The organism is Novosphingobium sp. ERW19, assembly GCF_012641315.1.
GTDB lineage: Bacteria > Pseudomonadota > Alphaproteobacteria > Sphingomonadales > Sphingomonadaceae > Novosphingobium.
On sequence record NZ_JABAIC010000016.1, the window covers coordinates 35361 to 57648 of the forward strand.

22 protein-coding genes and 2 pseudogenes are annotated in these 22288 nt (G+C 61.5%); 12 read left to right on the forward strand and 12 right to left on the reverse strand.

Annotated elements, in window-relative coordinates; all coding sequences use genetic code 11:
* Window positions 1-57: 57 nt before the first annotated feature.
* Window positions 58-1797 carry a HAMP domain-containing methyl-accepting chemotaxis protein gene (locus HGI46_RS20465; RefSeq protein WP_168905651.1) on the forward strand — a complete coding sequence of 580 codons (1740 nt, stop codon included), beginning with the start codon at window positions 58-60 and terminating at the stop codon, window positions 1795-1797.
* 367 nt (window positions 1798-2164) lie between these two features.
* Here HGI46_RS20465 and ssb read toward each other — a convergent pair whose 3' ends face one another.
* Window positions 2165-2533: a single-stranded DNA-binding protein gene (ssb, locus tag HGI46_RS20470; RefSeq protein ID WP_168905652.1), complete on the reverse strand. Its 369-nt coding sequence runs from the start codon at window positions 2531-2533 to the stop codon at window positions 2165-2167.
* A gap of 294 nt (window positions 2534-2827) precedes the next feature.
* Window positions 2828-3844 (reverse strand): RNA 3'-terminal phosphate cyclase, encoded by a 1017-nt coding sequence (gene rtcA, locus HGI46_RS20475; protein WP_168905653.1) that lies wholly within the window; start codon window positions 3842-3844, stop codon window positions 2828-2830.
* 187 nt (window positions 3845-4031) lie between these two features.
* On the opposite strand from rtcA, the gene HGI46_RS21975 reads away from it, so the two are divergent.
* Window positions 4032-4208: a hypothetical protein gene (locus HGI46_RS21975; RefSeq protein WP_206065863.1), complete on the forward strand. Its 177-nt coding sequence runs from the start codon at window positions 4032-4034 to the stop codon at window positions 4206-4208.
* A 150-nt stretch (window positions 4209-4358) separates the two neighbouring features.
* Here HGI46_RS21975 and HGI46_RS20485 read toward each other — a convergent pair whose 3' ends face one another.
* Window positions 4359-5585 carry an RtcB family protein gene (locus tag HGI46_RS20485; protein WP_168905655.1) on the reverse strand — a complete coding sequence of 409 codons (1227 nt, stop codon included), beginning with the start codon at window positions 5583-5585 and terminating at the stop codon, window positions 4359-4361.
* Between the two features lie 785 nt (window positions 5586-6370).
* Window positions 6371-7933, reverse strand: a complete 1563-nt coding sequence (locus HGI46_RS20490) for an RNA-binding protein (RefSeq protein ID WP_168905656.1) — start codon at window positions 7931-7933, stop codon at window positions 6371-6373.
* Between the two features lie 269 nt (window positions 7934-8202).
* Here HGI46_RS20490 and rtcR point away from each other — a divergent pair, with 269 nt between their 5' ends.
* On the forward strand, window positions 8203-9786 hold the full coding sequence (gene rtcR, locus HGI46_RS20495) for an RNA repair transcriptional activator RtcR (RefSeq protein WP_168905657.1): 1584 nt from the start codon (window positions 8203-8205) through the stop codon (window positions 9784-9786).
* On the opposite strand, the pseudogene HGI46_RS21980 reads toward rtcR, so the two are convergent.
* From HGI46_RS21980 to HGI46_RS20510, 3 genes and pseudogenes are all read right to left on the reverse strand, one after another.
* Window positions 9778-10062, reverse strand: a pseudogene (locus HGI46_RS21980) (peptide chain release factor-like protein); the annotation flags it as partial. The gene rtcR and the pseudogene HGI46_RS21980 overlap by 9 nt on opposite strands.
* Window positions 10063-10404: 342 nt before the next feature.
* Window positions 10405-10665, reverse strand: a complete 261-nt coding sequence (locus tag HGI46_RS21985) for an RtcB family protein (RefSeq protein WP_240946926.1) — start codon at window positions 10663-10665, stop codon at window positions 10405-10407.
* A 53-nt stretch (window positions 10666-10718) separates the two neighbouring features.
* Entirely contained in the window at window positions 10719-11303 is a 585-nt protein-coding gene (locus HGI46_RS20510) for a TetR family transcriptional regulator (protein WP_168905658.1), read from the reverse strand.
* Between the two features lie 74 nt (window positions 11304-11377).
* Here HGI46_RS20510 and HGI46_RS20515 point away from each other — a divergent pair, with 74 nt between their 5' ends.
* Window positions 11378-12427 (forward strand): aromatic ring-hydroxylating dioxygenase subunit alpha, encoded by a 1050-nt coding sequence (locus HGI46_RS20515; RefSeq protein ID WP_168905659.1) that lies wholly within the window; start codon window positions 11378-11380, stop codon window positions 12425-12427.
* A 68-nt stretch (window positions 12428-12495) separates the two neighbouring features.
* Here HGI46_RS20515 and HGI46_RS20520 read toward each other — a convergent pair whose 3' ends face one another.
* From HGI46_RS20520 to HGI46_RS20535, 4 genes and pseudogenes are all read right to left on the reverse strand, one after another.
* Window positions 12496-12813: a DNA-binding transcriptional regulator gene (locus HGI46_RS20520; RefSeq protein WP_118074864.1), complete on the reverse strand. Its 318-nt coding sequence runs from the start codon at window positions 12811-12813 to the stop codon at window positions 12496-12498.
* Window positions 12797-13197, reverse strand: a pseudogene (locus HGI46_RS20525) (type II toxin-antitoxin system RelE/ParE family toxin). Before HGI46_RS20525 ends, HGI46_RS20520 begins: the two are co-directional and overlap by 17 nt.
* A gap of 110 nt (window positions 13198-13307) precedes the next feature.
* Window positions 13308-13853, reverse strand: a complete 546-nt coding sequence (locus HGI46_RS20530; protein ID WP_168905660.1) for a tyrosine-type recombinase/integrase — start codon at window positions 13851-13853, stop codon at window positions 13308-13310.
* Complete coding sequence (locus HGI46_RS20535; RefSeq protein WP_168905661.1) at window positions 13850-15082, reverse strand: site-specific integrase; 1233 nt, start codon at window positions 15080-15082, stop codon at window positions 13850-13852. Before HGI46_RS20535 ends, HGI46_RS20530 begins: the two co-directional genes overlap by 4 nt.
* Before the next feature lie 351 nt (window positions 15083-15433).
* On the opposite strand from HGI46_RS20535, the gene HGI46_RS20540 reads away from it, so the two are divergent.
* From HGI46_RS20540 to HGI46_RS20570, 7 genes are all read left to right on the forward strand, one after another.
* Window positions 15434-15838 carry a DUF2946 family protein gene (locus HGI46_RS20540; protein ID WP_168905662.1) on the forward strand — a complete coding sequence of 135 codons (405 nt, stop codon included), beginning with the start codon at window positions 15434-15436 and terminating at the stop codon, window positions 15836-15838.
* Between the two features lie 78 nt (window positions 15839-15916).
* A complete protein-coding gene (locus tag HGI46_RS20545; RefSeq protein ID WP_168905663.1) occupies window positions 15917-16447 on the forward strand; it encodes a DUF2244 domain-containing protein in 531 nt (176 codons plus the stop codon).
* Window positions 16448-16450: 3 nt separating this feature from the next.
* A complete protein-coding gene (locus HGI46_RS20550; protein ID WP_168905664.1) occupies window positions 16451-16648 on the forward strand; it encodes a hypothetical protein in 198 nt (65 codons plus the stop codon).
* The gene (locus HGI46_RS20555; RefSeq protein WP_168905665.1) at window positions 16645-17136 is read left to right on the forward strand and encodes a copper chaperone PCu(A)C; all 492 of its coding nucleotides are present in this window, start codon (window positions 16645-16647) and stop codon (window positions 17134-17136) included. Before HGI46_RS20550 ends, HGI46_RS20555 begins: the two co-directional genes overlap by 4 nt.
* Window positions 17123-17767, forward strand: a complete 645-nt coding sequence (locus HGI46_RS20560; RefSeq protein ID WP_168905666.1) for an SCO family protein — start codon at window positions 17123-17125, stop codon at window positions 17765-17767. Before HGI46_RS20555 ends, HGI46_RS20560 begins: the two co-directional genes overlap by 14 nt.
* A gap of 38 nt (window positions 17768-17805) precedes the next feature.
* The gene (locus tag HGI46_RS20565) at window positions 17806-19878 is read left to right on the forward strand and encodes a TonB-dependent receptor (protein ID WP_168905667.1); all 2073 of its coding nucleotides are present in this window, start codon (window positions 17806-17808) and stop codon (window positions 19876-19878) included.
* Between the two features lie 15 nt (window positions 19879-19893).
* A complete protein-coding gene (locus HGI46_RS20570; RefSeq protein ID WP_206065864.1) occupies window positions 19894-21306 on the forward strand; it encodes a PepSY domain-containing protein in 1413 nt (470 codons plus the stop codon).
* Window positions 21307-21484: 178 nt separating this feature from the next.
* Here the strand turns inward: HGI46_RS20570 and HGI46_RS20575 are convergent, their stop codons facing one another.
* Window positions 21485-21754 carry a hypothetical protein gene (locus HGI46_RS20575; RefSeq protein ID WP_168905669.1) on the reverse strand — a complete coding sequence of 90 codons (270 nt, stop codon included), beginning with the start codon at window positions 21752-21754 and terminating at the stop codon, window positions 21485-21487.
* 111 nt (window positions 21755-21865) lie between these two features.
* Here HGI46_RS20575 and HGI46_RS20580 point away from each other — a divergent pair, with 111 nt between their 5' ends.
* Entirely contained in the window at window positions 21866-22222 is a 357-nt protein-coding gene (locus HGI46_RS20580) for an IS5 family transposase (protein ID WP_206065865.1), read from the forward strand.
* Window positions 22223-22288: the final 66 nt, after the last annotated feature.

The window sequence follows — 22288 nt, forward strand, 5'->3', positions numbered from 1 at the left end:
CCAAGGCTTAGGTGACAAGTCTGCAAACCCAGACCAACGCAAGCAGGAACGAGCGGCATGTCGATAGGTACTCGCATCAGGCGTGGGGGCATTGCCATTGCCGCAGCCTTTGCACTGCAGGCAGGCGCCACTGTCTACATCGAACACAGTCTCGTCGAGGCGGGCAACGCAGGGAGGCTGGCTGCAGAAGCGATGCGCAATCACATGCAGGCAGACATGCTGCACGATGGCATTCGCGGCTCTGTCTATCGGGTGCTGTATCTCAATGCTCACGCCAGTGCTGCAACCCGCGACGCTGCAGTTCAGGAAGTGCGCGATTACAGCGCGCGGATGCACGAGGCGATAGCGGAAAACCGGAAGCTTCCACTTCCAGGCAATGTCGCCGAAGCGCTCGCTGGGGTCGGCCGAGAGCTCGACGTCTATACCCGGACGGCGACCGGCATTGCCGAACTTGTTGCCAGCGATGCGCAATCCGCAGGCGGCCGAATGCCTGAACTTGATGCAGCGTTTCATGCACTCGAGGTCAAGCAGAACACGGTCGCAGACCAGATCGAGGCGATGGCGAATTCGGCAGACGAAGATGCGGAAGTCCTGGGAACGCTTGCGCAAGTTTTCGTGCTCGCTCTTTCGGCCCTGTTTGGCGCGATGCTGTGGTGGGCGCTTCGAGCGTTGACGACCATGGTGGTAAGGCCGCTTGATCGACTGGCCGGCCAGCTTGATCGCATGACCGGGGGCGACTTTACCGGCGAGATCGACGCCGACCGCGACGATGAGGTCGGCGCCATCCAGAAGGCGGCGATTGCCTTTCGCACATCAGCGCTCGCCCGGCTCGAGATCGAACGCGATCAGGCTCTGGTCGTGAGGGAGATATCGCGCGGTCTCGATGCTCTTGCTGCAGGTGACCTTACCTGCAGGTTGGCAACGCCTTTTGCCGGAAGTCTCGATGATCTGCGCGCGGCCTACAACCGCAGCAGCGAAACATTGGCAGGTGCCTTTGGGGATGTCTCTGGCGCTGCAGCGAGAGTTTCGACCGGAGCGCAGGAAATTGGCGCCGCATCCAACGATCTGGCTCAGCGCAATGTCCGGCAGGCTGCACATGTCGAGGAGACGCTTGCTGCCATCAAGCAGTTGGCTGGTCTTATCAATACTACCGCCGACGGATCGGACCGGGCGAGGGCATCGATTGGGCAGGCCCAGGAGGTAGCTGGCGAAAGTGCCTCGATTGTCGCGCGGGCCAATGAGGCCATGGCCTCGATCGAAGCATCGTCGACACAGATCACCCAGATTGTCTCGCTGATCGACGGCATTGCCTTTCAGACCAACCTCCTTGCCCTCAACGCCGGCGTGGAAGCTGCCCGAGCCGGTGAGGCTGGACGCGGGTTTGCGGTCGTCGCCAGCGAAGTCCGCGCCCTGGCGCAGCGCAGTTCCGATGCTGCTGCCGATATTCGCAAGCTCATCGATCATTCCAGCCTGCAGGTCTCAGCAGGGGTCGCTCTGGTAAACGACACCGGTGTTGCACTGAAGCGCATTCTTGACCGGGTGACAGACATTCGTGTCCAGGTCGATGAGATTGCATCTGGTTGCACGCAGCAGTCTGCTACCGTTTCGCAGATCGGTGCGACCGTGTGTTCCATGGACCAGGTAACGCAGCAAAATGCCGCCATGGCCGAGGAGTCCAATGCCGCGGCACAGAACCTTGCAAGTGAAGCGTGCGAGCTGAGCCGACTGGTGTCCGGATTTCAGATCGCTTCGCGCCAAGACGGTCGCGAGGCCTATGCCTTTCGAAAGGCAGCGTGATACTGCTTGGTTCGCGACTTGCACTCCAGCTGTGGTGGCGGGACAAGCTGTCGTGGCGGGATACAAGGAGGTCACTGATCCTTGCGAAGCCCGTCGGGTAGGGTGTGCCTGAATCTGTTCCCAACGTGGACACGTATTGTTCTAGAAATTGCTGCTCGTGTTCTCCGGAAAAACGAGCCTCAATCCCGCAGGATACCTAGCCTATCTGGCGTCTGAGAGAAACCCCGGGCAGTTGGTATAGTTGAGCGATGTTCCGCTCTACGGAAGCAAATAGCCATTTTGGACGCGCGAACTCAGCCTTGCGGAGGTCGCTCATTTGAGCGCTTGCGAGCGGCTTTTTGAAGCAAGTTGTCCGGTGACTGCGGCGCTACTTCGAGCGCCGCTTCTTCGGTTCTTCGCTGCTGGATTCCTTGGCCTTGGCGAGGAAGTCGACCTGCTCGGCTATGATCTCGCAGCCATAACAGGTCTGGCCTTCGCTGTCGGTCCAGCGCGAGTGGTGGATCCGGCCAGTGACCATGACCATCGCACCCTCGGTGACGTGCTCGGCGACGCATTTGCCGACACCGTTGAAGCAGGTGGTCCGGTGCCATTCGGTCTCGGTCTGGCGGTTGCCTTCGCTATCCTTGAAGCTGCGTGTAGTGGCGAGTGAGAGGTTGGTGATGGCTGCTCCCGACTGGGCGGTGCGGACTTCCGGAGTGTTGCCGACGAAGCCGACGAGAGTGACGGTGTTCTTCATGATGCTGACCTTTCGAAGCTGTTCTTCCGTCCAAGGGACCATCCCTTTGACTGAGCCCCGAAAAGGCCGGGCACGGTCAGGTCTGCACCGAACGTGAGAGAGGGAAACGTCGCTCGAAGGAGTGGTGCGGGCAGGCATGCGCAGCATGACAACACGGTCCGCATGAGCGCGCGTCGCATGGCCTGCCCGGGTTCGGTCAGGGGCGTGGATTAGTCATGAAAGGGGATGGCGGCTTGGACCAATAGAGGCGCGATGGGCAGGTTAATGATGCGCGCGTATGATCGCCTCTACGTCCTATCCCACGGTCAGCAAATGCTCACCGCCGCCTTGCCTTGTCAGCTCGATCCGCAGCCCCGTGAAGCGCTTGGCGATGTCGATTGCCGTCAGCGTGTGCTGGCTCGGCTTCACGGTCGTGAGAGAACCGCCTCCCGCCAGCACGAACGGTAGGACAAGCTGGTCAGCAAGGTACGGCCCGGCAAAAGCCGACGCCTCAATGTAGCCATTCATCCGGGCTGCGCAGGTCCTGGCCAAGCGTTCGGCAGGCACACCAAGCTGGCCGAAACCGCTGACGACTTCGGTAACGTTGGCATAGCGCGCCTCCAGCATCAGGATGACGCCCGGCCCTTGATCGGCAGGAAGTTCGCGCACGGCAAAGGCATCGTCAGGCCAAGCGCCAAGATCGCGCCGCGCGCGCGCCAGCATGCGCTCGGCGATCTCGAACGGAAGGCCAGTGAAAACCGTCTGTCCGGCGACACCGAGCTGTTCGCCGCGCTCGATGCAGTCGATCGGCGCGAGCGGGGCCGGAGTGATGTCGACCTCGATCCTTCCTCCTCCGCGTGGGTAGAAGCCGTGCCGCACGATGCGGGCGGAGACGCTTGGTCCCATCCGATTTATCACGGGCAGGAAGGTGCGTTCGATGAAGTCGAACGGCGGCGCCAGCATGTTGTGAGTTCCGCCTTCCAGAACGAGCCGGGAGGGACCGTCGGCAAGTACAAGCGGCATCAACACCGTTTGCAGCACGAGCCCGGTCGAACCGGCCGTGCCGACGGCGCACCGGTATTCGCCCGGCGTCACTCGGCCGGGACGGAATTCGAGTTCGGTCGCACCGACCGTCAGGCCGGAGCATTCCGCTCCCGAGATTACACAAGCGGCTTCTACCGCCGTCACATGCTGACGCATGAGGCCAGGCTTCGGACGACGCCCGCGAATGTTGCTGATCCGGAAAGGCTCGCCGGTAACGAGCGACAGCGCGCACGAATTGCGCACCATCTGCCCCCCGCCTTCGCCTTCCGATCCGTCGATGGTAATCATTTCATTCTCAATCTTCTCAAGAGCGCGCTTGCCGTGGTGGCCACCAAAACATCCAAGTTTCGGCGCGCTTGTCGTCAGACGCTGCTATTCCGAAATCTCCACCCCCGACTTCGACGTCAGCGAATGCAGAGGCCCGCTTCCGCAACCGTCGATTGCCTACGGTCAATACAAGCTTGTCGTCTTCAGGATGAAGCGACAGGTCGTCCGCTTCAGGCAAGAAATGAATCTTCAATTTGTCGAACTGACGCGCGCACTTCCTGTCGTATCCGATTCCTTTGAGCAGGGATTCCGAAACAAGCTCCAACTTCAGACTTCTATGGCATTCTTTGCCAGCGTTCATTCGGTCCAAGAGATTGCGAATTGACCTGCAACCTTCAGGATCGGCAGCGAGGTGCCAACCATTCCAACCTCGTCTGGTGTTGGCGTACTGCCAAATCCAGAGCATGCCCTCTTGGACCCATTCGTTGACCCAATCCCGCATTTGCGATCCCCAAAGCTGTCTGCGCAAAGGGGGTCACCCCTTCACGCAGACCACCTGCTTCAAGGTATGGACGATCTCCACCAGATCGGCCTGGGCGGCCATCACGGCTTCGATCGGCTTGTAGGCCTTGGGCGTCTCATCGATAACGTCGGCGTCCTTGCGGCATTCAACGCCTTCGGTGTCGCGGATGTGCTCGTCGAGCGTCACCAGCTTCTTGGCCTCGGTGCGCGACATGATCCGACCCGCGCCGTGGCTGCAGCTGTCAAAGCTCTCGGGGTTGCCCAGCCCGCGCACGATGAAGCTCTTCGCTCCCATCGAGCCCGGGATGATTCCCAGCACGCCCTTGGCCGCGCGCACCGCCCCCTTGCGGGTAACGAGCACGTTCTCGCCGAAGTGGTTCTCGCGCGTCACGTAGTTGTGATGGCAGTTCACCGCTTCAAGCTCGGCATCGAAAGGCTTCGCGATCTGGCCCCGCAGCGCTGCGATGACATTGGTCATCATCATGCGGCGGTTCAGCGCGGCGAAGTCCTGCGCCCAGCCGACCGCTTCAACGTAATCGTCGAAATGGTCGGTCCCTTCCGGGAAGTAGGCGAGGTTCTCGTCGGGCAGGTTGATGTGCCACTTGCGCATGTCCTGCTTCGCCAGTTCGATGAAGAACGAGCCGATCGCGTTGCCCACCCCGCGCGAACCGGAATGGAGCATGATCCAGACCCGGGCTTCCTGATCGAGGCACAGTTCGATGAAGTGGTTGCCCGTTCCCAGCGTGCCGAGATGCACCAGGTTGTTGGTGTTCTTCAATCGCGGGAACTTGTCGCAGATCCGCTCGAAGCGCTGCAACAGAATGGCCCAAGCCTCGACAATCGCCGGGGGCGGAGAACCCCACGAACCCTTGTCGCGCTTGCCGCGCCCGACATCGCGCCCGTGCGGCACCGCCTGCTCGATCGCCGAGCGGATGCCCTCTAGGTTGTCAGGCAGATCGTGCGCCATCAGCGAGGTGCGCGCGGCCATCATGCCGCAGCCGATGTCCACGCCAACGGCGGCCGGAATAACCGCACCCTTGGTCGGGATTACCGAGCCGACGGTAGCGCCGATCCCCACATGGACGTCGGGCATCGCAGCGACATGCTTGAAGATGAAGGGCATCTTCGCAGCGCGTGAAAGCTGTTCGCGCGCCTTGTCGTCAACCGGAACGCCGCGCGTCCACATCTTGATCGGCACGCCGCCTTCGACGGCCTGGAATTCAAAAGTCGTACTGGTCATCGCTGACCTCCCGTGTTTCATCATGGTGTCGGCGACGAGGTGTGGCGAGACATTTTACTGAGCTACTTCGGATTGCTCCGAGGGTGGATTCGGACCACCGACCTCCCGCCGCAAGGGCGGGTGCTCTACCCTTGTAGTCCCACCGGCATTCGCCGACGAATTGCAGGTACTGGCGACGAGGTTTGACGAGACATGCCTTTGCAACCCTGGCCGGATTGCTCCGGGGCGGAATCGAACCGCTCGGCCTTTCGGCCTTTACCGATGTAGTCCCGCCGGCATTCGCCAGCATTGATTGGTTTCACGGCGACGAGGTGTGGGAAAGACATTGCCCACAAGGGGCGCCGCTCTATCCGCTGAGCTACGGGCCCGCACCTGGTGGACCCGGCGGGATTTGAACCCGCGACCTGCATCGTGCAAGGATGTAGTCCTTATCCGGCATTCGCCGTGAATTGGGTTTGCCGTCGCGACAAGGGATGGCAAGACGCGGTCCTTAAGCTACGTGTCTGCGGCGGGGTTCGAACCCGCATCTCCCGTCACCGCGAGCGGTTCTGGGCGCTTTACTCGTCGGACCTTCGGTTTGGAGACATGTAGTCCCACCGGCATTCGCCACGGCAATTCCTGAATTCTGTCGAAGGGTCACGGCGACCAGGATTGGAAAGACGACCGCCTTGCGGCGTTTGTTGCTCTAACCGACTGAGCTACTGCCCCAAAAGGCAGGCGGGACTCGAACCCGCGACACACAAATCCAATGTAGTCCTTCCGGCATTCGCCGTGACCCTTTTCCTTCATACCTCCGTATTCTGAACGATCTCGATCCAGTCGCGCGACTGCCCGGAGGCAAAGCGCGCCATCGCGTCGAACACCGCGTCGGTGAAGCCACCGACATTCATGATATCTGCCCGGTCCTTGGCCTGCGTGGAGCCATAGGGCTGGATGTCGATGCAGATCAGCTTCGCACCCGGGTTGCGGGCCTTCAGCTTGTTCCACTCGTTCATCGTCGCCGTGGCGCCCCCTCCAGACCATTTGGGCCGCGAAGGATCGACCCAAGACTCGTTGTCCGAGACGATCACCACCGTATCGACCCGCGCACGCTCCTTGTTGAGCCGCGCCAGCGGAGCCGAGACATTGGTCCCGCCGCCACCGACCGCGGCCAGCTTTGCCGCATTCACGGCAACACGGGCGTTGGGGTCGAGCTTCAGCTTGACCACGTCCACCTCGAACGGGATCACCCGGGCATCGCGGTTCTGGCGCAGCACGGCAGCAGCGACCAGCGCGGCGATGTCGATGCAGCGTACCTTCGAGCTGGCCCCCTTGCGGTAACCCGTCGCCGGCGAGCTCATCGAGCCCGAGACGTCGGGGCAGACCACAACCTGGCCTTCGAGCGGCGGCACACCGGCCAGCGATGCTTCGAGCGCACTTTCGAGCGCTGCCTGCACCGCGAGTGGCACACCGTCGCCCACTTGGCCCATTGCCATCATCAGCTGATAGGGCATCGGACGAACGCGGGCGATCGTCTGCCTGTCAGCAAGCCGAGCCGCGACCGCTTCGGTGACCCCTTCAATCGCGAACGCGCCATTGCGCGCCAGCGTGTTGAGGTTCATCCGCAGCGCCTGCCAGCCAATGCGGGTGGCAAGCTGTCCCCACTGCTCAGGCGAGAGCGGGAAAGCGGTCAGCCATTCGAACGGCACCTGGGGCAGTTCGCCCGAGGGCGCACGCTTCCAAGCCTCGAAATCCGCGATCTCGGCGGGCAGGGCGGCGACATCGTAGGGCTTGCCGATCAGCCAGCCATAGAATGCGCGCCGCTCGGCATTGGCCGGAGCCGGGTGGACCATCTTGACGATGTCCGCCAGGCTCGGATCGTTGCCGGTCGCAGCCTGCATCAGCTGCGCCATCGACGCCTGCTCCAGCCATTCGCGGACAAGCCGCTTCGGGCGGGAGCCGAGCGAGGCACGCCCGACCTGACCCGAACGCATGATCTGCACGAAAGTGCGCAGCATACGGCCGTTATCGATAACGCGCTTGAACACGCGCACTGACAGGTCGGGATCGGCCATGGTCAGGTAGGCCGCCAGCAAGGCAGGCATATCCTTCATGGCACCCGACCGGCGGGCATAGACGGCGCACTTGGCGACCCATTCCGGATCGACGTCCTTGGCCGCCAACACGACATCGGTGAGCTGGGTCTCCGCGCTCGAGTAGAAGCCGTCGGACAGCGTGCCGGTTGCGGCAAGCTGGGCCAGCTTGGCTTCGGGCCTATAGGCATAGGCGGACCCACCCGCCTGGTTTACCGTGTCGGCGCGCGGCAGGAACCGCGACAGTGCCGATGCGAAAAGGTTCTTGTTGGCCATAGTCCAACTCCTTGGAAACTTTCGGACCTCGGAGGCGGCCGGCCCATTCCGGCCGCCTCTTGGTTCCGCTTGTGCCGGGCTGTTCGACCGACCCGACACCAGAGTAATTGCAGGTGGCGTGCCAGTTTTGATGGCGGGCCTGTAGATTCCTCATATCCATCTGATATAGCTTGCTATTTTCTGGATGAATTGCTCATCCTAGAGTTTCAGGAAATTGGGCAGGGCTCAAAATTTGTATCTCATAGGATAAGATGATAGAAATTTGGCGCATGAAGCCAACCACAGTCATCAGCTTCCTCGGCTCGACCCTCGATGCCTCAAAATTCGGTCCGTCACGCTGGATGAAGTGGCGGCCATCGGTGGGCCTGTGCATGCACGAGGACCTGCGGGTCGATCGGTTCCTGATGATCCACGGCTCGGCGCACAGCCGCCTGGCCGAGTATGTGAGCGAGGACATCGCTTCGGTCTCGCCCGAAACGATGGTCGAGCGGCATGCGATCGACTTTGCCGACGCCTGGGACTTCGAAGAAGTTTACGGCAAGCTGCTCGATTTCGCGCGTTCCCAACCGCTCGACCCGGATGTCGAGGATTACCTGATCCACATCACCACCGGCACCCACGTTGCGCAAATCTGCCTGTTTCTGCTGACCGAGGCGCATTACCTGCCCGGACGCCTGCTCCAGACGCAGCCCAAGCGCGGTGCGCCCGATGCGGCGGGAACCTGGAGCGTGATCGACCTCGATCTGTCGCGCTACGACAGCATTGCCACGCGCTTTGCGAGCGAGAGTGCGGAAAGCACCTCGTTCCTCAAGTCCGGCATCGAAACGCGCAATGCAGCGTTCAACACGATGATCGACGAGATCGAGCAGGTTGCCAGCCGCACCCGTGCGCCGATACTGCTGATGGGGCCGACCGGTGCGGGCAAGAGCCAGCTCGCCCGCCGCATCTTTGAACTCAAGAAACTCAAGCGGCAAGTGAGCGGCCAATTCGTCGAAGTGAACTGCGCCACCTTGCGCGGCGACAGCGCGATGTCGGCACTGTTCGGGCACAAGAAGGGCGCATTTACCGGCGCGGCAGCAGACCGGCCCGGCCTCCTGCGCACCGCCGATGGCGGGATGCTGTTCCTCGACGAGATCGGCGAACTGGGGCTCGACGAGCAGGCGATGATCCTGCGCGCGATTGAGGACAAGCGGTTCCTTCCCGTGGGTGCAGACCGTGAGGCCGAGAGCGATTTCCAGCTGATCGCCGGAACCAACCGCGATCTTGCGAAGTGCGTCGCTGACGGCACATTCCGCGAAGACCTCTACGCGCGCCTCAACCTGTGGACCTTCGCGCTGCCAGGCCTCGCCCAGCGCCGCGAGGACATTGCGCCAAACCTCGACTATGAGCTCGATCGCCACGCCGAGCGCGAGGGTGAGCGAGTGACCTTCAACAAGGAAGCGCGCGATCGCTACCTCGCCTTCGCGACGTCCGGCGAAGCGCACTGGCCAGGCAATTTCCGTGACCTGGCTTCCAGTGTCACCCGTATGGCGACCTTTTCCCCCAAGGGCAGGATCGATAGCGAGGTTGTGGCAACTGAGATCGCCCGGCTGAAGCGGCTGTGGTCGGGGACAGACCAGCACTCCGACGAGCTCGGCACGCTTCTGGCAGGCGATGCGCTGGAAACGCTCGACCCCTTTGACCGCGTCCAGCTGGCGTTCGTTGTCGAAACCTGCCGGGCCAGCCGTTCGCTCTCGGATGCAGGCCGCAAGTTGTTCGCCGCATCGCGGGCAAAGCGCGCCAGTACCAACGACGCCGACCGGCTGCGCAAGTATCTGGCGCGCTTCGGTATCGACTGGCGCGATCTAGCCTGATTCCCGCTTGCGCAGTTCAAACCGGGGGCCAGCATAGACGCGAACCGGGTTGCCGCGTTCCAGCTCGCGGTGGCTTTGCCACTGCACGCGGCGGGCTTCGTCCTTCGATTGCCCGCGCCGCTCCTCCAGCATGATCGCTAGCTTTAGCCGCGCAAGCTTGCGGTTGGCGTGCTGCGATCGCTGCTCCTGCGCGTTGGCCACCAGCCCGCTGGGCCGGTGGAGTGCGCGAACGGCGCTGTCGGTCTTGTTGACGTGTTGGCCGCCCGGCCCGCTCGCGCATCGCCTGATAGTCGATGTCTGCCTCGTTCAGATCGACAAGCGTCTCAGGCTCGGGGGCCAGCGATACGCCCACGTACCAGTTCTGCCGTTTGTGCCCTGGGCGAAAATGGCTCTTGCCGATCCACTGCACAGTGCCGGTGCGCTGCGCTGCAAAGGCCGATGCCTGTGCGCCGGAAATGCGCAGTAGCACCGAGACGGGCAGTTCATCGCCGCCATCGAGCAGCTCGCAGGCAAGCCCCTGCTTTGCGGCCTCGCGAGCAAAGGCCCGGGTGAGCTCAGCCACGACCCAGCGACATTCGAGCGGCCCGGCGCCTGAGGTCAGATGCAGGATGACCTCCATCACGACGCCCTCGTCTTGTAGCTAAGCAATGGCCGCAGGCGGGCGATCACCCGCACCAGCCACGCCTGCTCAAGATCAGTGATCACTGCGCGGATATCCTTGTAGGCTTCGGGCGCTTCTTCGAAAATCAGCCGCCGATCTTCACACACGACATGGCTGCCAAGCCTGGTTCGTTGAAGGTACCCGCCTATGAACGGCGTGAGTTGGTCGCCTGCCGCCGGAACGATCGATACTGGTGGGATGGAAAGTGCCGCGCTCAATCCAGACACCGTGTCGCGGCCTACCAGATCCCGAAAGCTGGCATTGGTTCCCTTTACTCGGCTGTGGCGCTTCGCACTGCAGCTTCAGACAATCCATTGACCAGCGCGTCCAGGCCACCATGAAAGCTGCGTTCAAAGTCAAGTATTTGGTTCAGATAGTGGTGCATCGGACCGTTCGCCTCAAATGTCGCCCACCCCAGTGCAAAGGATATGACCGATGCCTGGTTTGACAATGCCTGCTCGTGACTGAGCCCCAGCGCAGTGAGGGGCGCGGCTATGCGTTGTGCGCGCTCGGCCGGATCGGCCTGCACAGCCGGTCGTGCCAGAGCGCATAGCCGAGCACCGTCACGGTGTGCCGCAAAGCTGCGCCGAAGCGCGCGACCAAATAGTCTCAGCCATTCCCGCCATTCCCCTACTGCGGCGACCTCGCGATAGGCAGCAGCATAGATTCTCTCGACCATCAGCCCCTGCAATTGGGCCTTGTCCTTGACGTGCCAGTAAATCGCCGGAGCCTGCACTCCCAACCTTGCCGCGAGCCGACGCATGCTAAGTGCATCTATGCCCTCCTGGTCCAGCAACTCGAATGCCGTTGAGACCAGGCGATCGATGTCGAGAGTTTGATGAGAGCGAGTAGCCATGGGTATGGCAGATTGACTCCTTAACACTGTTAAGTCAAATTGCGTTCTGCAAATCGCAGCCGGAGGATCGCGCCATGTCATATGTTCGCAACGCTTGGTATGTCGCCGGATGGTCCCATGAACTGGCAAAGGAAATCCCGCTTGCCCTCTCGATCCTCGGTGAGAGGATCGTGGTCTGGCGGTCGGCAAGCGGCACGCTCAACGCGCTTGAGGATCGCTGCATCCACCGTCTAGCGCCGCTTTCACTCGGCCGCTGCGAGGGGGAAGGCTTGCGGTGCATGTATCATGGACTGCTTTTCAATCGTGAAGGCCGGGTCGTGGAAATTCCAGGACAAGAATCAATCCCGCCCAAAGCGCATGTCCGGCGCTATCCCGTAGTCGACCGTCACAGCTGGACCTGGATCTGGATGGGCGATGAGGACAAGGCCGATGAGAACCTCATTCCGTCCGCGGTCGGCCTTGATCATCCGGACTATATTCTCGGGCACGGCCATCTGGATTATGCTGCCGAAGCAAGGCTCATCAACGACAATCTGCTTGATTTCAGTCATCTCACCTTCGTTCATGCGAACAGCTTCGGTGCCGGTCCGCAATTTGCCGAAACGCAGGCCCGGATCACGCCGCTGGACCGGGGGATCCGCTATGAACGGTGGATCGAGAACACCCTTGGTTCATCCTCACGCAAAAGCGATGTCCCGATGGACAGCTTCATGACTTACGACTTCCTGATCCCCGGCATCCTATTGATGACGGGTGGCGTGTTTCCGCTCGGAACCGCAAGCGCTTTTGAACATGGCCCGCCGGACCTGTCAAAGGCGGTGAGTGGCGTGACATTTACCAGTCAGGCGGTAACGCCGATGAGGGACAAGAATGCGCGCTACTTCTTCTCCTGGGGCCCGCGGTACGATCAAGGCGATGCTGACGTGCGCGACAGGCTCATGGGTATCGCCGCGCAGGCTTTCGCTGAAGACAAGGAAATGATCGAGGCACAACAGCGCGTGATCGACGATACCGCCGATGCCCAAATCATGCCCACCACCCATGACCGTGGCGTCACGCTGTTCAACCGTCTCGTGGACAAACTCGCTCGTCAGGAAGAAGGAATATCGAAGCAAGCCGCCTGACGATATAAGGCAGCTATCCGCAATTCCCACATTGCAACCTGCCGTTCCGGTCAGTTCGCAAGAGCCGACTAAGCGACTGCCTCCAAGCCCTTGCGCTGAATGATCGACAACAACCGCAGCGCCGGCCCGCCAGGTCGCTTCTTCCCTCGCTCCCAATCGGACACAAGGTTCTTCGAGACATTGAGATAGCGCGCAAAGACCGGCTGCGAGACGTGCTCCGCCTCGCGGATAGCCTTGATCTCCTCAGGCTGGAGCGGCGTTGCCGGGACAAGGCATGTGTCATCAAACTCGCGCAGCGTGCGCTTATCGATGGCTCCGGCTTCATGGAGCCCTTCCATCATTTCGTGAACGGCAGCGAGCGCCTCGCTCTTATAGGTTCTGGGCATCGTCATTCACCTCGAACAGTCTTTCCTCACGCACTTCGGTATCGATCTGCGCCTGGGTCAGCGCGAGCACGATCTTCGCGGCCTTCTTGTAAACCTTCAGCTCGGCCGCGCTGAGGTTGGCTTTATCGCTCTTTGCAAAGCCGAAGGCGAATATGGCCCGTTCCTCTTGGCGGAAGAAGACCAGCGTGCGGTAGCCACCGGACTTGCCTCCGCCTTCGCGCGCGACACGCTGTTTGTCAGGCCGCCACCGAGGTCAGCGTCGATCAGGCCGCGACTGGCTTGATCGATGGCCGCGACAAGCATTGCATCGCTGATCCCTTCCCGGTTCGCGAACTTCGCAAACCAGCGGTTCTTGTAGATGCGGGTTCGCGGCTTACCGGTCATGGATCGGCATTTCGATATCACACATAGTATTATGGTTCAATGAATGATCCTCGCCCATCGCATCGGCAATCAGCTCACCAATCCGTTCGGCTGCGTCGAGTACGGAACCGTCATCGAGATGACGCATAGCGCGATGTCGTCTGCAACCGCGGGTGGCCGACGAGCTTGCCGATCATAGGTAAGGTCTCGGAGCGGGCCGCAGCATGGCTGGCAAAGCTATGGCGCAAGTCATGTATCCGGACACCGGGCAAATTGGCCTCGACCTTCACGCCTTTCCAGAACTCACCAATACTCCGGACCGGACGACGGGTCAGCTTGTTCCAGAGCACCGGATCGGCCCCGCCGCGCCGTTCTAATGAGGCGAGCAGCGTCTGGGCCTCGTCGCCGAGCCAGACTGTGCGGGGACCGGTCTTGCTGTCATGTAGAAGCAACCGCCCTCCCTTCACCTCGCTCCAGGTGAGATCCATGACGCCGCTCATCAGGGACTGGACAATGTAGGTGCTGAGCCCAGACGCATAATATCGGACGCCGAAGCCGGGCAGCTTCTCGGACCAGACCACCCGGCGTGGCCTCCCGCCGGGCCGTGCGCCCGGATCGAAGCGGCGCGGGGTCGCGAGATCATCCGCGATGATGCGAGCCAGAGAGACGCGGGTCATGCTGCGATCCCCAGGCACTTGGCGAGCGAGCCCGAAACGCGCTTGGCAGCATCGGCGATCGCTTCGTCGGCAAGATGGGCATACCGCTCGGTGGTTTCAGCCAGCGCATGACCAAGCAGCTTCCCGGTCACGACCAGCGAGATCCCATCGGCAATGGCGATTGAGGCGGAGCTGTGTCGCAGGTCGTGCAGCCGGACATCGTGCAAGGCAGCATGCTGTCTGATTGCAAGCCAAGGAATGCTGAGCGCAATTGGCTTGTCACCACGTAGCGAAGGGAACACCAGGCCGGCCTCGGCTTTGGTCGGCATCGCATTAAGCACAGCCCGCGCCTGCCGATTGTGGTAGACGATTTTCGCTCCGGTCTTGCTGTCGGGCAGCATCAAGCGCGGCGGCTGTACCCATTCCCAGCGCAAGCCCACGACTTCGCCATGTCGCGCGCCAGTGTAGATCAGCAACCGGATCGCCTGGACCGCAATCGGGTTGCTCTCCTCGAACGCACGGGGACTTGCTGCGAGGCGATTGAACTCGCGGGCGCTGAGAAAGCGATCGACCAGCTTGCGCTTGAAACGCGGGGTTCCCTTGCACGGGTTCGAGCCGCGCGGGCGTATCCCGAGCTGCTCGGCATGGCTCATCATCACGGACAGGATCGGGATCGTGCGGTTGAACGCACCTGAACGGTTGGCCCAACTGTCGCGCCAGCGCAGGACATCGGCCTTGCGGATCGCATCGACCCGCTGGTCGCCGAACATCTCGGTCAGGTCCTTGAAGATGCGGGCGCGATTGCCCTTGCGGGTCGATGGTTTCCCGTGCCGGGAATAGTCGGCCCAGAAGCGCGGCGCATAGTCGCGAAACAATGGCGCGTCACTGCGCTTGCCTCTGGGCTTCGGCGCCGCTGGCAGCCCGTCGAGCGCAGCCTTGGCCAGTTGCGCGCGTGCCAAGACGCGCGCCTCCTCCGCGCCTAATTCAGGTGGGCGGCCGAGTGTGGCCCGCTTCTGCTTGCCGCGCTGGCGGAACTGAACGAACCAGCTCTTCGAACCCGCAGCGAAGGCCCTGAGGCCAGAGCCGGGCAGTTCGGTATCCCACCAGAAGAACTCCTTGGCTTTGACCTTGCGCCGGGCGATGTTGCCGTCGAGCCTGACCTTCTCGCTCGTAATTCCATTCTGACGACGCCGATTCGATCTCCCAGTTTCGACCGCTTTTGGCGTTACCACATAGCCATTCGTTGACATCGATCTTGCTCCTTCGTAGAAGGAACAAATTCAGGTTATACCAATGGTTTATATTCCATTTCTGCCGCCCGTCGGGTACGGTATGCCGGTCAAGCCGGCTTGACCGCATCGTCGGCCTCGAATTCGGCGGGCAAAATTCATCACCGTGTTCTGATTGAAATATCAGGGGGGAGGCAGCGCGAGCAGCGGCATTCGAGCGACCACGATTTGGCCAGGTTCGCTGTAGAATTTGATAGCCAAAGGCATGGCTTGTTCCCGATTGGGACCAAATAGCCATCATCAACACCGCCATTATCGCGATTGATGAAGACGTAATGACATTCAGTTCGTCCACGTCTAAGGGGCGCGTGGATGTACCTCATGCGCGCCCTCCTGCAGCGTCATCGCGCCTTGGCCTTGTTGGTGGTCTTGGCCGCACTGTGCATGAAGATTGTGGTGCCCACGGGCTACATGATCGGGCAGAATTCCAAGGTTCTGACGATCCAGCTCTGCCATGACGGATTGGGTGAGGTGATCACCAAGCAACTCGTTATTCCAATGAAGGGCGAGCCTGGCGATTCGTCCGGCAAGCAGGGCAAGGCCGAGTGTCCGTTCGCGTCGCTGTCGATGGCTTCGATGACGGGTGCCGACCCGGCACTTCTGGCGCTGGCGCTGGCCTTCATCCTGGCTCTGGGCTTTGCGCCTAACAGAACCTCCCATCCCGAGCGCGTATCCTACCTCCGTCCGCCACTGCGCGGACCCCCGGCTCTCGTCTGACAATCTGAACCGATTTGTCGGACCGGCCGGTCCTGCGCCCATTTTGCGCGTGCACCGGCTTAGCCGGAGCACATTCCCATGTACGAATTGCTGTGCCGTTCATCCGAACGGCCCTGGGCGCCCCAGCCTGAAAAGCTGGTTGCGTTGCCCGACCGGGGCGCTTCGAAGCCCCTCATCCTGCACATGCAGGAGAACCGCTCGCACCTGACGCAGGAAGCGCGGGTATGTTTCAGCGTCATCGCTTTGCTGTTCGTGGCGACCAGTATCGGGCCAGCCTTGCATGGCCACTGGCTGGTCCCTGCCTTCTCGATCCTGGCGATGGCAGGTCTGACTTTCGCGCTGGAACGGCATTGCAAGTCCCGACCAGCCAGCGAGACGCTCGAACTTGCCGAAGGCAGGGTCCGGCATCGTGACAGCGCAGGGCAGCAGATCGAACTTCCTTCGTTCTGGATGAGGCTTGCGACTGAAGATCGCAGTCCATCCGATCTGCGCCTGTTCCTGCGAGGACGTGACGGTTCGATCGAGTTCGGACGGTGCCTCAGCCTCGAGGAACGTCGCGCCGTTGCCCCGCTGGTGGCGGCAGCCCTCGCACAGACGCGGAGGTGCTGAACCATGGGCATCCTCTTCGTTTCCGATGAACGGCACCGCCAGTTGCAGCACTTCCGCCGCCGAACCTGGCTGCTGATCGCCCTGTGCATGTTTGCCCGGGGGACCGACGCGGCGTTCGGCCTCGGTCTTTTCGAACCCACCCAGCAAGTTGCGGCGCAGGAGATTTCCATCTGCTCCGCCGAGACGGAGTTTCCAACATGATCGGCATTTCGCCCAAGGTACTGGCGCTTGGCGTCGTCGCGAGCCTGTTGGCAAGCACAGTCGTAGCCCACGGCTATCGCTCTGGCGCGCTTTCCATCCAGCATCCATGGTCGCGGGAAACTGCGGTCGGACAGGCCGTCGGCGGCGGTTTCCTGACCATCGCCAACAGCGGCACACGTGATGACCGCCTCCTTTCCGGCACAAGCCCAGTCGCCGCAGAGGTCCAGCTTCACACCATGACGATGGACGGCGGCGTTATGCGCATGCGGCAAGTCACCGATGGCATTGCCGTCCCGGCCAAGGGTGCGGTCGAACTGAAGCCTGGCGGCTATCACCTCATGTTCATGGGTCTGAGACGGCAACTCCGGCAGGGCGAACGCTTTCCCGTGACGCTCCAATTCCAGCGCGCCGGCAACGTCACTGTGCAATTCGCTGTGCAACCAGTCGGCTCGACCGGTCCGATGGAGGGCGGCCATGCAGGCCACTGATCCCGAACCATTCGAGCCCGCCGAAACCGCTGACAGTGGTTCGCCCCGCTGGATTCTGTGGCTTGTGGTGCTGCTTGTCGCTGGCGGACTTGGGCTCGCCGTCGTTTCGCGCGGAGGCTCAGGGTCGAGCGACCCTGCCAGCAGCTATGCGAACGCCTTTGGCGGGCCATTCACGTTGACCGCGCCTGACGGTTCGACGGTCACCGAGAAGACGCTGGCGGGCAAGCCCTATGCGATCTTCTTCGGCTTCACCCGCTGTCCTGACGTCTGCCCGACCAGCCTTGCCCGCATGGCGCGGCTCAGAAAGCAGCTTGGGCCAGACGGGATGAAATTCAACATCGTGTTCGTCTCGGTCGATCCCGGCCACGATAAGCCCGCAGATCTCGGCAATTACGTCGCGCTGTTCGGCACGCCGATCATCGGGCTGACTGGCACCGATGCCCGGCTTGAGCAGATCAAGAAGGGCTATGGGGTTTACTCGGCCAAGGTGCCGCAGCCGGGCGGCGACTACACCATCGACCATACCGCCGCGATCTATCTGATGACCGCCAATGGCGAGTTTTCCGGGACCATCGACACCCAGGAATCAGACGCGACCGCGCTTGAGAAACTCAGGCGCCTGATCGTGTGACCCATTTCAATCATAGCCAACTCCTGGGGGGAACATCCATGAAAACTTCGACTATTGCTCTCGCGTCCGCTCTTCTGGTCGCCACGCCGGCCTGGGCCGATGAGGCGGCCGACATTGCCAATCCCGACAATCGGGATATCATCGTCACCGGCACCAAGCTGTCTGGCGACTTCGGCGCGAAGTCCGGCATACCGATCACGAAGGTGCCGCAGTCGATCCAGATCGTGACGGCCGACGAGATCATCGAGCAAGGTGCGCGCTCGATTGGCGACCTGCTGCGCAACGTGCCGAGCGCCAATCCCGGATTTTCGCGTGTCGGTGCCTATCAGTCGTTCAGCCTCAAGGTGCGCGGCTTCCTCGCCGATCAGATGCGCAATGGCATCCGCCAACGATACTATGAAGATGTCGATGCCTCGGCCCTGTCCAACATCGATCGCGTAGAGGTGCTGAAAGGTCCGTCGGGCGTTCTCTACGGCCAGTCGGCCGTGGGCGGCATTGTCAGCATCATCACCAAGCAGCCACAGGACAGCCAGTTTGGCAATTTCGCGGTGACGCTCGGCCAGTATGACCAGAAGATGCTGACGGTGGATACGAACACCGGTCTGGCACCCGGGCTTGCCGTGCGGATCACCGGCGAAGTCGAGCGGTCCGGCACCTTCGTCGACTATCAGGACATGAACCGCAAGAATGTGGCGCTCAACCTGCTCTATGCGCCGTCCGACAGCGTCACCGCGCATCTCGTGGCGGAATATGTCGAGCGCGACACGCAGCGGAACCCCGGCTTGCCGATCAAGGGGACCGTGCAGAGCAATGGCACACGTGCGCTGTCCCGCAGCCTCTACCTCGGCGAACCTGCAGTTGACGCCCTGACCGCCAATGCGCCGATGGTGCAGGCATGGGTGGATGTGAAGCTCTCGGACAACTGGACCGTGACGCCGCGCCTCCAGTATCAGGAGTTCAACAGTGGATTTCTCCAGATCCGGCTGCGCGCGCCCGATGCGCTCGATCCGACGACGATCACCCGCAATGGCCGTACCGGTCGCGAGGATGACAGCTACACGATTGCCCAGCTCGATCTCTCCGGTCGGCTCGTGACGGGTTCGGTCACCCACAAGCTTCTTTTCGGCTACGAGTATGACCATGAACGTGGCCGGTTCACCCAAAGCAACCTGACCAACGTCACACCGATTACCGTGCTCACGCCGGCCTATGCGTTCAGCAGCACCCAACCGACCAGGACCTTCGCCTTCGACAACTTTTACAATGTCGACGGGCACGCTCTTTACGCCCAAGATCAGATTGATCTCACCGATCGCTGGAACCTGATCGGCGCTGTCCGGCATAGCTGGATCGACGCATCGGATGGCGACTGGAAGGGACCAACCAACAATCAAGCCAAGACCAGCACCACCATATGGCAGATCGGTTCGACCTATCAGCTCGCCAATGCGCTGTCGGTCTATGTGGGCTACAACACGGGCTTCGACATCGAAAGCACGGGTGGCGCGCGGACCCGCACCGGCAAGCCACTTCAGCCTGAGAAGTCCAACCAGGCCGAATTCGGCCTGCGCTACCGCTCCGATGGTTTCCGGGGCAGTGTGTCGCTATTCCAGATCAAGCGCGTGAATGCGGTCACCGCCGATCCGGTCGATCCGGATTTCAGCATCAATGCCGGTGAACAGCGCGTCCGGGGTGTGGAGGTCGAAGGCGAATGGCAGGTCACCAACTGGTGGCAGCTGAACGCTGGCTATGCCTATCTCAATGGCAAGGTCACGCGCAGCAATGACGGCATCGTCGGCAAGCGGATCGGCGATCTTCCCGAGCACAGCTTCACTGCGCGCACCAGCCTGACGATCCCCGGCACACCGCTCACCCTGCGCGGCGGCGTCAACCACATCACCAACCGGGTGCTTGTGGACGGCAGTAATGTGCTTCTGCCGGCCTACACGCTGGCGGATATTGGCGTCGGGGTTGACCTCAAGCCGGTCCGTATCGACGCGACGCTCAGCAATCTGTTCGATGAGCGCTACTTCACGGCCTCGGGCAACGGTTTCGCAGTCTATCCGGGCGAGCCACGCACGTTCAGCGTGCGTCTGAGCGTCGGCTTCTAAGCGCGGGATCGACCAATGGCTTCAGCAGCAACCGCAGCGGACGATCCCGCCGTGGCCCACGGCTATCGCTCTGTCTGGCGCTGGCATTTCTACGCCGCGCTCTGGACCGCCCCCTTGCTCATCGTCCTGACGCTCACCGGAGCGCTCTATCTGTTCGACCGTGAGTTCGATGGATGGTGGAACCGGGACATCCAGACGATCGCCGCTGGAGCAACGCCCATGCCGCTCGCGCGGCAAGAGGCAATCGTCAAGGGCGCGTATCCCGGCTGGGAAATCAACCGGGTGCGGCTACCGCGCGAGCCGGATGAAGCCTCGGTGTGGAATATCCGAACCGCACAGGGAACCGTTCGGGACGTCTATCTCGATCCCTACCGCGGACGGGTTACCGGCACAGCCGATCCTTCCGTGCAGCCGATGAACGTCGTCCGCGACCTCCACGGCACTTTGCTTGGGGGCGATATCGGCAGCCACGTCGTCGAACTCGTCGCGTGCTGGACGCTGGTGATGATGGCGACCGGGATCTGGTTGTGGTGGCCACGCAAGTGGAAGGTCAAAGGCGTGCTCGTTCCTCGCCTGGCAACAAGAGGGCGAAGGTTGTGGTGTGATCTGCACGCCATTCCGTCGATCTTCAACGCCGTCTTCGTGATCCTGTTGGTGCTGACCGGGCTGCCCTGGTCGGCCTTTTGGGGGCCTCAATTCGCGAAGATCGGCGAAGTCATCCCGTTTGTCGCGGCGTCGCCCAACTTCAAGGCACCGCCGAAAGCAGATGCCGGCGCAGAGAATGGCGGGGCGACCGATCCCCATGCTGCCCACAAGGCAATGACCGCAGCCGATCCAGACAGCGCCAAGATCCCGTGGACGATCAAGCACATTCACCAACCGCGTGGATCGGGTCATGGGGTGGTTGGAATTTCCGACAGCGAGGCTTTGCTGCCCAAACTCGACCGGGCGCGGTTCGGCGGTGGTGTGAGGATTTTCTACCCCAAAGACAGGGGCGGCGTGTTCATGATCTCCTACGTGCCGGACAAGGCCGAGGGGCAGCGGACCATCTACGTCGATCCAAGCTCAGGCCGTATCATCGGCAACATCGGATGGTCGGACTACAGCCCGACAGCCAAGGCCGTCGAATGGGGCGTCATGACCCACATGGGGCGACAATATGGCTTTCCCAACCAGATCGCCAATCTTGCCGTGTGCCTGACGCTTGTCGCCAGCATTGTCGCCGGCCTGACCCTCTGGTGGAAGCGCAGGCCGCAAGGAAGGCTTGGCGACCCGCAACTTAAAGCGGGCGACCGGATGCCGGACGGTATGAAAGCGCTGATCTGTGCCCTTGCAATCCTGTTTCCTTTGGTCGGAGCGACGATGGTCCCGGTTTTGATTCTTGGGATTTCTCGTGGAAGCTTTCGGCGAGGAAGCGGCATCGCATGAGGTCGAGACAGGGAAAGCATGCCAGATCAAAAGCTGGTCAGATAGTGCCTGACTCGAAAGATCCTCTCGCAGGACGGCCTCAATCACAACATGCTGGTATTGCTCACCAACTTTCAGGGCAGGCACTTAACTATACTGAATTGTTAAAACATTCGATGCCTAGGCGGCGTGGACAAATTCAGTCGAGCGTTTCGACGCTAACGAGTTTGAGGTCGCCATCGAACGCACCGACGTAGGCCGTGATGTTGTCCGAGAACTCGTCCATGAGATTTAGCCCGTCTGGGTCATGGTCGTTTTCGGCGACAAGCCTCAGCTTGCCATCGACGAAGGTGCATATGGCGTTGTTTTCATGCGGATAATGTAGCCGGAACGCCTCTGTAATGTCGCGCGCCGCTTCCTCACCCTCTGCTGGGGGAACATCGTAGCATTCCAAGGTGATGCGATACATCGGCTGCCCCTCGATCGTTGGGCACCTTATCGATCAACGTGCCTATGATGAAGTCTGGAGGATTGACGCAGATCGTGCCGATTGATTCAAGGCTGCTTTTTGGAGGCAGGCTTGAGCAGGGGCGATCTGACCGAAGCGGAATGGCGCGTTCTGAAGGATTTATTGCCCATCGAGCCTGAGAGCCGTGGCCGAGGCAGACGACCGGAGCAGAACCGTTCGATCATCAACGGCATCCTCTGGCGGCTCCGGTGTGGTGCTCCGTGGCGCGACGTGCCGCCCAAATATGGTAGCTGGAACACCATCTTTCGGCGGTTCCGGCGATGGAGTGAAGCCGGGGTCTGGGAGACCGTCGCGGTGACGCTTGCTGAGATCATGGCGGACAGCGGCCACTACAGTATCGACAGCACCACAGTCCGCGCCCACGTCTCGGCAGCGGGCGGAAAAGATCCCATGATGAGAGTTGGATAGCGGCCTGAAGGAGATCAGAGTCGGTTTGCTACCAACCACTCTGAAAGGATTTGCTATGTCAGCAGA

Excerpts from the sequence above, each read along its gene's own strand:
- HGI46_RS20485 (WP_168905655.1), bottom strand. The coding sequence starts at position 5,585 with ATGACCAGTACGACTTTTGAATTCCAGGCCGTCGAAGGCGGCGTGCCG.
- HGI46_RS20565 (WP_168905667.1), top strand. The coding sequence starts at position 17,806 with ATGAAAACTTCGACTATTGCTCTCGCGTCCGCTCTTCTGGTCGCCACG.
- HGI46_RS20545 (WP_168905663.1), top strand. The coding sequence starts at position 15,917 with ATGTACGAATTGCTGTGCCGTTCATCCGAACGGCCCTGGGCGCCCCAG.
- HGI46_RS20535 (WP_168905661.1), bottom strand. The coding sequence starts at position 15,082 with ATGTCAACGAATGGCTATGTGGTAACGCCAAAAGCGGTCGAAACTGGG.
- HGI46_RS20575 (WP_168905669.1), bottom strand. The coding sequence starts at position 21,754 with ATGTATCGCATCACCTTGGAATGCTACGATGTTCCCCCAGCAGAGGGT.
- HGI46_RS20490 (WP_168905656.1), bottom strand. The coding sequence starts at position 7,933 with ATGGCCAACAAGAACCTTTTCGCATCGGCACTGTCGCGGTTCCTGCCG.
- HGI46_RS20540 (WP_168905662.1), top strand. The coding sequence starts at position 15,434 with ATGTACCTCATGCGCGCCCTCCTGCAGCGTCATCGCGCCTTGGCCTTG.
- HGI46_RS20550 (WP_168905664.1), top strand. The coding sequence starts at position 16,451 with ATGGGCATCCTCTTCGTTTCCGATGAACGGCACCGCCAGTTGCAGCAC.
- HGI46_RS20560 (WP_168905666.1), top strand. The coding sequence starts at position 17,123 with ATGCAGGCCACTGATCCCGAACCATTCGAGCCCGCCGAAACCGCTGAC.
- HGI46_RS20520 (WP_118074864.1), bottom strand. The coding sequence starts at position 12,813 with ATGCCCAGAACCTATAAGAGCGAGGCGCTCGCTGCCGTTCACGAAATG.
- ssb (WP_168905652.1), bottom strand. The coding sequence starts at position 2,533 with ATGAAGAACACCGTCACTCTCGTCGGCTTCGTCGGCAACACTCCGGAA.
- HGI46_RS20515 (WP_168905659.1), top strand. The coding sequence starts at position 11,378 with ATGTCATATGTTCGCAACGCTTGGTATGTCGCCGGATGGTCCCATGAA.
- rtcR (WP_168905657.1), top strand. The coding sequence starts at position 8,203 with ATGAAGCCAACCACAGTCATCAGCTTCCTCGGCTCGACCCTCGATGCC.
- HGI46_RS20510 (WP_168905658.1), bottom strand. The coding sequence starts at position 11,303 with ATGGCTACTCGCTCTCATCAAACTCTCGACATCGATCGCCTGGTCTCA.
- HGI46_RS20570 (WP_206065864.1), top strand. The coding sequence starts at position 19,894 with ATGGCTTCAGCAGCAACCGCAGCGGACGATCCCGCCGTGGCCCACGGC.
- HGI46_RS21975 (WP_206065863.1), top strand. The coding sequence starts at position 4,032 with ATGAAGCGACAGGTCGTCCGCTTCAGGCAAGAAATGAATCTTCAATTT.
- HGI46_RS20530 (WP_168905660.1), bottom strand. The coding sequence starts at position 13,853 with ATGACCCGCGTCTCTCTGGCTCGCATCATCGCGGATGATCTCGCGACC.
- HGI46_RS20465 (WP_168905651.1), top strand. The coding sequence starts at position 58 with ATGTCGATAGGTACTCGCATCAGGCGTGGGGGCATTGCCATTGCCGCA.
- HGI46_RS20555 (WP_168905665.1), top strand. The coding sequence starts at position 16,645 with ATGATCGGCATTTCGCCCAAGGTACTGGCGCTTGGCGTCGTCGCGAGC.
- rtcA (WP_168905653.1), bottom strand. The coding sequence starts at position 3,844 with ATGATTACCATCGACGGATCGGAAGGCGAAGGCGGGGGGCAGATGGTG.